The organism is Methanosarcina spelaei, assembly GCF_002287235.1.
Taxonomy (GTDB): Archaea; Halobacteriota; Methanosarcinia; order Methanosarcinales; family Methanosarcinaceae; genus Methanosarcina; species Methanosarcina spelaei.
In genome coordinates, this window is the sequence record NZ_LMVP01000258.1 from 1 (window position 1) to 1,569 (window position 1,569).

General features: G+C 38.9%; 1 protein-coding gene. It reads right to left on the bottom strand.

Annotation, left to right across the window (positions count from 1 at the left end; translation table 11 throughout):
- Positions 1-328: 328 nt before the first annotated feature.
- Entirely contained in the window at positions 329-1,276 is a 948-nt protein-coding gene (gene nadE / locus ASJ81_RS12485) for an NAD(+) synthase (RefSeq protein WP_095644721.1), read from the bottom strand.
- Positions 1,277-1,569: the final 293 nt, after the last annotated feature.

The window sequence follows — 1,569 nt, forward strand, 5'->3', positions numbered from 1 at the left end:
TTAGATTTAAAGCTGGTTAACGTGTGGCTCAACTCCCACGACACATATAAACACTAACTCATTTTTCCATTAAAGTTTTAGCATGAGAGATTATATTTGGATCAGATGTAAACCTCATAACTGCATACAATAAGGGATCATCATTTCAAAATCGCTATCTTCAAAAATGATCAAAAATGAAATGTCGACCTGCCTAATCTAGGATAGTACATAAAGGTATCAATAATAGCCTCAAAGTACGAGGAGAAAATTTTTGCAACGGAACCGATTATCATGTATATGCAATCATGTAAATCCTATTATTTTTAGGATGAAAATTCTATCATATTTAGAGTGAAGGCAATGATACCGGCAAGCTTGCAACAAAGGCAGCATCTTCTAGTCCTTTCCTTACAGATTTTACTATAGACGGTTTCACTTCCGCCATGCTGGCAATATCTTCATCACTAAGCCCGGTCTTCCTGATTCCACAGAGAATGTCATCCAACTTTAGATAAGATAAACCAATTAACCTTTCGTTAGGCATGCCCATTCCAAAAAGGTCAGCAGAAGATGTTTTGTTTACGATGTGATCAGGTACCCCAATATGTTTTGCCAGCTGCTTTATCTGTGTTTTATATAGATGCGACAAGATAGAAATGTCACAGGCACCATCACCATACCGGTCGTACACGCCGAGATTTAATTCGGACCTGTCATCGGTGCCCACCAGCAGGTAATTCTTGAGGGTGGCATGGAAATACAATACCGTCATCCTTACGTGTGTTTTTGCTCCCCCCACAGCCATAAAGTCCTTAGCAGATAAGGATGATGCACCGACTGTTGCCGTTGGGTTGAAGTGCTCTGTTGAAGGCAATTCCCCTTCAGTAATTATTGAATTGTGGGCAGCCATCTGCTCTAAGGCTTCCCTGTCCGATGCCTTTTCTTTAGAAATGACGTTGTACGCACCCAGCTCTTTTAAAAAAGGTGAGATAACGATCTTTTCATGGGGTATGCCGAGGCTCTTAGCCAAGTTCATACCGTCATCAGTGTTCTGTGGGTTAGTGTCTCGATCGGGCAGTATAAGGCCATAAACCTTATCCTTTCCCAGTGCCTCTACACACAGGTACGCAACTGTTGAAGAGTCCAGCCCACCAGAAAGGCCAAACACTACTCCATCCTTTCTAAATTTTATTACTTCATTTTTCACAAACTCTACTATGTCCTTGCGAGCCTTTTCCATATCAAATTCAAGATATTCTGCGAAGCCTAATTTTTCCGTTTCTGAGTCTGGCATACAAACATCTCATAAATTTTTCTTTTTAGATAACAGGTATGAATATAATTAATATAATAATAAATTATATAAAATCAAATGAATAATTGATTCTTAATATCATAGGACTTACGCGGTTGAACTGAAAAATAGTATGCTTTAGACCTTCAACTCTCTAAAACACGCATTTAGCTGAAACGTCTAATGTGCTTAATTTTGCATCCGTGATCAAAGTCATATTTAAGCCTTCGATGGCAATTCACTGATTAGTTTTGGAAAGGTTTTTAAAACCAAATCTAGTACAACCTTCCTGC